This window comes from Armatimonas sp., from assembly GCF_043760365.1.
GTDB lineage: Bacteria > Armatimonadota > Armatimonadia > Armatimonadales > Armatimonadaceae > Armatimonas.
In genome coordinates this window covers 1-6,837 of sequence record NZ_JAYUPA010000032.1, presented here as the reverse complement: position 1 = coordinate 6,837, position 6,837 = coordinate 1, and the positions used below count along the sequence as shown (strand labels likewise).

At 58.6% G+C, this 6,837-nt stretch carries 7 protein-coding genes and 1 pseudogene; 4 read left to right on the top strand and 4 right to left on the bottom strand.

Annotated features, from left to right (window positions below):
* Both ACH2EH_RS00815 and ACH2EH_RS00810 read left to right on the top strand, forming a co-directional pair.
* Positions 1–413: pseudogene (locus tag ACH2EH_RS00815) on the top strand (hypothetical protein); the annotation flags it as partial.
* 165 nt (positions 414–578) lie between these two features.
* Complete coding sequence (locus ACH2EH_RS00810) at positions 579–953, top strand: 3D domain-containing protein (protein ID WP_395137856.1); 375 nt, start codon at positions 579–581, stop codon at positions 951–953.
* Here ACH2EH_RS00810 and ACH2EH_RS00805 read toward each other — a convergent pair.
* Genes ACH2EH_RS00805 through ACH2EH_RS00795 form a run of 3 tightly spaced genes read right to left on the bottom strand, consistent with a single transcriptional unit; the run spans position 950 to position 4,121 of the window.
* A complete protein-coding gene (locus ACH2EH_RS00805) occupies positions 950–1,255 on the bottom strand; it encodes an ArsR/SmtB family transcription factor (RefSeq protein ID WP_395137854.1) in 306 nt (101 codons plus the stop codon). The two genes, ACH2EH_RS00810 and ACH2EH_RS00805, sit on opposite strands and share 4 nt — an antisense overlap.
* A gap of 52 nt (positions 1,256–1,307) precedes the next feature.
* A complete protein-coding gene (locus tag ACH2EH_RS00800) occupies positions 1,308–1,976 on the bottom strand; it encodes a hypothetical protein (protein WP_395137852.1) in 669 nt (222 codons plus the stop codon).
* Positions 1,977–1,979: 3 nt separating this feature from the next.
* Positions 1,980–4,121, bottom strand: a complete 2,142-nt coding sequence (locus ACH2EH_RS00795) for an ADP-ribosylglycohydrolase family protein (protein WP_395137851.1) — start codon at positions 4,119–4,121, stop codon at positions 1,980–1,982.
* Between the two features lie 55 nt (positions 4,122–4,176).
* Here ACH2EH_RS00795 and ACH2EH_RS00790 point away from each other — a divergent pair, with 55 nt between their 5' ends.
* A complete protein-coding gene (locus ACH2EH_RS00790; RefSeq protein WP_395137849.1) occupies positions 4,177–5,142 on the top strand; it encodes an RIO1 family regulatory kinase/ATPase in 966 nt (321 codons plus the stop codon).
* On the opposite strand, the gene ACH2EH_RS00785 is transcribed toward ACH2EH_RS00790, so the two are convergent.
* Positions 5,139–5,759, bottom strand: a complete 621-nt coding sequence (locus ACH2EH_RS00785; protein WP_395137847.1) for a hypothetical protein — start codon at positions 5,757–5,759, stop codon at positions 5,139–5,141. The genes ACH2EH_RS00790 and ACH2EH_RS00785 overlap by 4 nt on opposite strands.
* A gap of 109 nt (positions 5,760–5,868) precedes the next feature.
* Here ACH2EH_RS00785 and ACH2EH_RS00780 point away from each other — a divergent pair.
* Positions 5,869–6,837, top strand: a 969-nt coding sequence (locus ACH2EH_RS00780; protein WP_395137845.1) for an LON peptidase substrate-binding domain-containing protein, incomplete at its 3' end; no start/stop codon positions are given.

The window sequence follows — 6,837 nt, the reverse complement described above, 5'->3', positions numbered from 1 at the left end:
AAAAGACTCTGGCGAGCGAGCGGCGTGCGCTCCGCCGGGAGCTCAATGAGACGAAAAAGCGCGTGGATGAGCTTCTGGAGCGCTGCGCGGTGCTGGAGCGTGAGCGACGTCATCAGGAAAGCGCAACGGATACCCCTAGCGCAAGTGAGGCGGAGCGCATCCAGACTCAAGCCTATGCGGATGGCTTTTCGGCAGGAACCCGAGCCGCGATGCAGCGTGGCGCAACACGGCCTGGCACATCGGGAGGGAGTGGACTCTCGGTTGCCGCGGCCCGTCTCCCACGCCCTGCGGTGCTTGCTGCACGTCGCGTTCTGGCACGTGCGCTCCATCCTGATCTCTTTGCTCAGGATCCTGCTACACAGCTTCTTGCAACAGAAATACTCAAGCAATTGAACAGTCTTGCCGATAAATAAGAGCGAAAAGCTTTAATTTATCGAGGAGACTACGTAATAGTGCGTTTTAATATCATAGAAACCCAGGAAATTGCGGGTATTTTTCTTTTTGGAATAGGGATATTTATGGGGAGCGTTGGGTACTCGACGCCTCTCTCTCCCGCCAAAAGTATAACGAAGAAACAAGTGGCCAAACCTTCCCCAAGACGGTTCGCTCCTTCACGGCGGCGCTGGGACAGCGACTTGAAGGCACATCCGAGCCGAGAGAGCTACCAGCGCCGCCTGTCCGTTTCCGCAACCGCCTACCAGCCCATTGATGACCCTGTGGAAGGGGGGCGCTGGACGAAGACAGAGCGGGATGGCCAGGCGGTTCACGGGGTGGCCGTAGATCCCACTCTGATCCCTTTAGGAACGCGTCTCTGGATTCCTGGTTATGGTCATGCGATTGCCGATGATATTGGAGGAGCTATTAAAGGGCACCGGATTGACCTGCGAATGCAGAGTGCGAGTAACATGAGACAATGGGGAGTAAGAAATATGCAGGTTTATGTACTGAATTAAATAGCCTCATGGCGACGGATACAGTCAAGAAAATAGAGGATATTCGTGTTTTTTATGGAGTAATAAACACAATTTCCACGTCGTTCTGCATTTAAAATTCCAATATCACGTAATATCTTGAGTTGCTGGCTGACAATGGCTTGCTGTGCGCCTTCTGAAGCTTCCACGATTTCTGTTACCCGCTGTGGGCAGTCCGATTTTTCGAGGAAGTCAAGAATACGCAGGCGCAGAGGATGAGATAAAACTCGGATAATGGGCGCAATGCGCTCCAAAGTTGGCATGTCAAGAGTGAATTTTGTCATAGATAGGTTTGTGGGTACTAGCATATTGTTCTTTCAGAACGTAGTACCTGAACTATGACGGCGACTCCCCACGAAACAGTTCCATGGACAGCCTGTGGAAAAAATCACCTTCTGACTTAAGGTTTTTCAGGAACATTGTCAGGCGCTCCTTCGCCAAACTAAGATGCTCCGGGCGCATGTCGCGGTGCGCGGCAATATTGCTGATGGCACGGACTTCACAAACCGGAATTCCCCAGCTCTGTCCCAGCTGTGCCACAGCGGCTCCCTCCATGCTTTCAAAGTGTGCTGAGAAAAGCTCGCGCCGGAGTGCGCCTTGCTCCTCGGTGCCTGTACACGTGTGAACCGTGCAACCCCGCCCGCGCCTGGCCGGGAGCCATGCGGGTGCCCACAGAGGCTGGGGCTGACTATAGAACCCACCAAATTCGCTCTGCTGGATCGGACGAAAGTAAGGCGGCTCGGGAAGCGCGAAGCCGATATCGCCCCATACCTCGCTCTCCCCGATCACAATATCGCCAATCTCCAGACCCGTCTCGCGGTAGGCCCCAGCAATCCCTATCGCGAGGATCAGATCGGCTGCAGGGCGCTGCGAGAGAGCGGCAAAAGTGGCAGGTGCTCCCACTCCCGTGACTTGGAGCGTGATGCTCTCTTGCTCCTCACTCTGGTGCACCTCGCCCCAAGCGGAGATCTCCCAAGCCGTTGCCGCGCAGACGAGCAGACGCATAGCTTAGACGGGCTCGATCCCCACCGGGCCAAACGACGCATTCCCCACGGTGGTGAGAAGCCCAATCGCGCCGTGTGCCTGCTCCACTGGAATATTACCCTCCAGAAGCTGGACGGAGTCCCCGTCCTCCACGGAAGCCGTGATGCGCCCATCATTGTGCACGCTCATGACGAGCCGGTAAGGATGGTCGTACTGCCAGGCAATGCTAGCATCGGAGAGAACCACTTTCTGGTCATCGTGGGTCCACACCAACCGCGCGGCGCCATCCGGAGAGAGAACCAGGGCCACATGTCGCCGCAGGCCGCGCACGGCTGCGACGAGCCCTACAGTGTCGGCTAGATGCGCTTGAACGTCGGTATGCACACTGTACTCGCTCCACTCATTACAGCCCTGGAAGACATAGCCCGTACCCTCATTTTGTACGATGCGGAAGGGGAAATCGCCGCTCCGCACTGAAAAATGATCCGCCGCGCTGACCCAGGCGTGCTGAGCGGCCCTGCCCTGGCTGGCTTCCAAAACGGTCTCAGGGGTGCCTGACCAGCCTAGCCAGTCTAGGTAGATCGCACCCTCGCCGCTATGACCACCGACTTTAATCCCCACTTCGGCAATGGGGCAGCCGTCCACATCGGGAAGCTGCCAGGTCAGGTTGGCGAACTCACCAGGGGCTAGCTGTGTCAGCGGCCCTTTTAGTGTCTCTAGCTTGTCATCTTTGCCGTAGTAGCGGACGTAGAGGCGAATCATTGCCAGGCGGGCATTGGTGTCGTCGGCGACCACACGGGCGCGCACGGTCTGCCCGGGGTAGAGACGCGGGGAGGCGATGAGGTTATAGCCCGGCATGTTCAGGGCATCGGGTGGAGTAAAAGTGGCCGTGGCCGCGCGCGCCGTGCGTCCCTGGGCAACCCCTGTGTAGGAGAGCTTGAGCGCTCGCTCATCCGCCGCCACGCCCGCACCCTCGGCAAGCGCTCCCAGCACGACATTCTCAAGGCGGGTCGTGCCTGCCGACTCACCGGAGTCCTCAGATATAAAACCCTGGAGGCTACCGGGCAGAGCGAAGTGGTACTGCATGCCATTGTTGGGTGCGAGCGGGCGCAGCCCCTGCATGGCGCGGGCACTGTTGACCAGCTCGTAGGTAACCGTGGCGGCATCGGTAATCGCCCGGCCCCCATCCGCAGTCGGGATATACAGGCGATCCGCGACGGGCGTGCGGAAGTCCGCTCCCCGGCTGAGGCCCGTCAGTCCGTTCTTGATCCCCAGCAAGCAGCCGACATTGCCGCTGTTGCAGTCCGTATCCCAGCCCGCCGTATTGGCGATCATGAGCGATTTTTGAAAGTCATCGTCGCCATAGAGTAGCGCTAGAATAATCACAGCATGGTTGGGCACCATGTGGCACCCGCCGCCGAACTTGTCATAGCCGTAGGTTTCCTCAATCTTGCGCAGAGTGGTGCGCCAGTTTCGAGGCTCGTCTTCATGCCAGGCACGAATATCATGGATCAGCTTCCAGATTACCGAGGCGCGGGGGATATAGGTGACCGCTTGATCCAGCAGCAGCCCTAGATCGCTCTCGGTAAAGGCCAGCGCTTCCATAGCGGCGATCACTTGCGCCCCGTAGATTGCCTCACCATCATGGGAGACACTAGCGGCCTTTTGGGCAAGTGCCGCCGCTTTATCCGGATCGCCGGGGCAGAGCATCGCCCAGCCATCAATGAAGATCTGTGATCCGATCTGCTCCGCCACCACTTGCCCGTTCATCGCCGCGCTCCCCGAGGCGGGAGGCACCACGCCGTGCTTGAGCCGCAGGTAAGCCGTGTGTTCCGTGCTCACGCCCATGCCGCCCCACCAGAGAACGGTGCGGTTCTCGATCAGATAGTTCAGCCAGGTCTTGCCCACTTGCTCGGGCGTAATATCATAGGCATTGTTATTGTCCGGAAAAGCGCGAGGGAAAGTGAAAGTCCCTGAAATATCGTCATCGGTGACGATCAGCGGCTTCCCGAGCTTATCGTGGACGTAGTACCAGACCTCACCCAGCTCTTTTTCGATCCGGGCGTTGGTCCAGCCTTCAAAAGGCCGTCCTAGATAGACGCCAATGATCTTACCGAGCACGCCCGCATAGACGCGCTCCTCATAGTCGGTGGGCAAAGAAGACATGGACGTATTTTACCCCAATTTAGCACTCTCGCTTCCTCGGGCGATAGAGTAGGTGATGCCTGAAGAAAACTCCGATGAGGATGCCGATGATTTTGATCTCGACCTCGACATTGATGACGAACCTGCGACGTTTGAGCGTTTCCATGATAGCCGTGTGAAGGCTCGCACGACTAAGAAGCAAGCGAAAGCCGCGCCCGCGCTGGCACAAGAGGATGAGAATGTGCTTCTTACGACGACCTACAAGCCCAGTCGCCACGAAGCGGTCTGGCTGTATTCGTCGTTGCGGCCCTTCTTCGATGAACAGAAGCTCATTGACGATGTTCTGTTTCAGGTGAAAGGTGGCAAAGAGGCCACGGTGTACTGCTGCCATGTTGCGCCCGATGCCCAGAGAGCCCTGGGAGCGGAGCGGGTGGCCGCGAAAGTATATCGTCCGCGCCAGTTCCGCAACTTACGCAACGACGCGATGTACCGGCAGGGCCGCGCTGTGCTCACCGACGAAGGCCGGGCCGCCAAGGCTACCGACCAGCGCCTGATGCGCGCACTGGGTAAGAAGACCGAGTTTGGGATGCAGGTGCAGCACTCTAGCTGGCTTCTGTACGAGTACACCACACTCCAGGCGCTCTTCGCGGCGGGCTGCGCCGTTCCGGAGCCCTATGCCGTGGGAGAGAACGCGATTTTGATGGGCTACAAGGGAGAGGAGACCCGCGCCGCCTCCACCCTGATCGAGCTGATCTTACCCAAGCCCGAGGCGCAGCGTGTCTTCGCTCAAGTAAAAGAGAGCCTGGCAATTCTCGTGGGATTGGGTATGGTGCACGGGGATCTCTCCGCCTACAATATCCTCTATGATGGCGAGCGGGCCACGATCATTGATCTGCCTCAGGTAGTGCGCTTCGACCAGAACGAGCATGCCGAAGAGATCTTTCTGCGCGATCTCACCCGCCTCTGCGACTACTTCAAGCGGGCGGGGGTGGTGTGCGATCCGGTGACACTGGCGCGGGAACTGCGCGAAACCGCCCCTTAGCCCCCAATTTTAGGTTTACGTGGCTGGAGGGCAGCGAAACACTCGCGCAGAAAGGCCAGCAGACCACCCAGAAGGGCGCCATGGAGCGTGGAGATGATCACCGCCAGCCCGAGACCACCGCCCGGGCCGACCGTGATCAGGTTGTAGAGCAAGTCCAGAAAAAAGAAGGCGATCCCCCCGTAGATTGCCGCACGCCTCGGCGACCACTTCTGAAGAAAGACAAAGGCCCCGATAGGCAAGCACGCATTGATCACGAGCGGAGACTGTGCTGCGGGAGGAACCGGTAGCCGCAAAAAGGCACACATGATCTCCAGTAGCCACGGGCTCAGAAAGACCGCAATGCTCATTCCCGCCGCTACCCGTGCCGCCTTGCGGCGACCGGAAGCGGCACAGAAGCCCAGAATCGCGCCGAGCAGTGCATAGAGCAGCCAGGCATTCTGTTGCCCGATCACCATGTCCGGGTTTTGGAAACGTGCCAGAGTGGTCATCGCTGCCGCTCCCAGAGTCCCGCTGGCCACACCCGCAAGCCAGGAGATCGCGGACTGAGCGGTATTTTCCTGTGGGGGAGCCGGAGCGGTGGTGATCGTCTCTTCCTCTAAAATTGCTTGGCGCTGCATATACCGAAATTATCGCACAAATCACGCCACTGCAAGAGATTATTCTTGTTTTTCAAGCTCTAGCATTATTGGCGGTGGCAGAGGCAGGGAGGCTTGGTACAATGGGCGAATGCCACGTAAGGCCAAGAAGAGTGTAGATATCGCCCCACTGGGGCTGGATTTATTAGAGGATGTTCTCCTGAAAGAGGACGAAGCATTTCTGGAGGAGCTAGAAGCGGACTGGGAAGGGGAGCCGGTACCCGGTGTCTTGCCTCTTATTCCTATCCGGGACAGTGTCTATTTTCCGGGAATGATCTTTCCGCTTACCCTGGGGCGCGAGTGCTCCGTGCGCGCGGTGGAGGTGGCACAGGAGGGCAGGCCACGGATGGTGGCGCTCATCACTCAGCGTGACCTTCAAGTGGAAGACCCACGTCCGGGTGATCTCTACGACATAGGGATTGCAGCGGAGGTGATGCAGTTCACGCGCATCCCCGATGGAATGTTGCGCGTGCTTCTGGAGGCGGGGCCGCGGATTCGAGTGCGGCGTTTCCTACAGACCGATCCTTACCTGCGGATCGAGGTCGAGTCGCTCCCTCTACCACCGGAGCCTCCGACGCCACAGGTCGAGGCACTTGCTCGAACGGTCACGATGCAGTTTGAGCGCCTGGTCACTGATGCCAAGGGGATTCCCCCTGAGGCGCTGGTCAATGTGCTCTCCGTGGACGAGCCGGGGCGGCTGGCGGATACCATCATTCCCTATCTGGCGCTGCGGGTGGAGCAGAAACAGAAGCTTCTAGAGACCCTCTCTGTTGTCGAGCGCCTGGAGAAGCTGGCAGCCGTCCTCCATGAAGAGAGCGCGATTCTGGAGATCCAGAAAGATATCCGCTCCCGTGTGGAGAAAGAGATGGGCGATCACCAGCGCGAGTTCTTCCTGCGCGAGCAGCTCAAGGCGATCCAGGCTGAGCTGGGCGAGGCCGATGACCGCGCCAGTGAGCTCTCTGAGTACCGGGAGAAGATCCAGTCCGCGAAGATGCCAGAGGAGATTGAGGCGCGTGCTTTTAAAGAGCTGGACCGCTTCGAGAAGACTCCGCTGGTGAGC

Excerpts from the sequence above, each read along its gene's own strand:
- ACH2EH_RS00795 (WP_395137851.1), bottom strand. The coding sequence starts at position 4,121 with ATGTCTTCTTTGCCCACCGACTATGAGGAGCGCGTCTATGCGGGCGTG.
- ACH2EH_RS00805 (WP_395137854.1), bottom strand. The coding sequence starts at position 1,255 with ATGACAAAATTCACTCTTGACATGCCAACTTTGGAGCGCATTGCGCCC.
- ACH2EH_RS00785 (WP_395137847.1), bottom strand. The coding sequence starts at position 5,759 with ATGCAGCGCCAAGCAATTTTAGAGGAAGAGACGATCACCACCGCTCCG.
- ACH2EH_RS00790 (WP_395137849.1), top strand. The coding sequence starts at position 4,177 with ATGCCTGAAGAAAACTCCGATGAGGATGCCGATGATTTTGATCTCGAC.
- ACH2EH_RS00800 (WP_395137852.1), bottom strand. The coding sequence starts at position 1,976 with ATGCGTCTGCTCGTCTGCGCGGCAACGGCTTGGGAGATCTCCGCTTGG.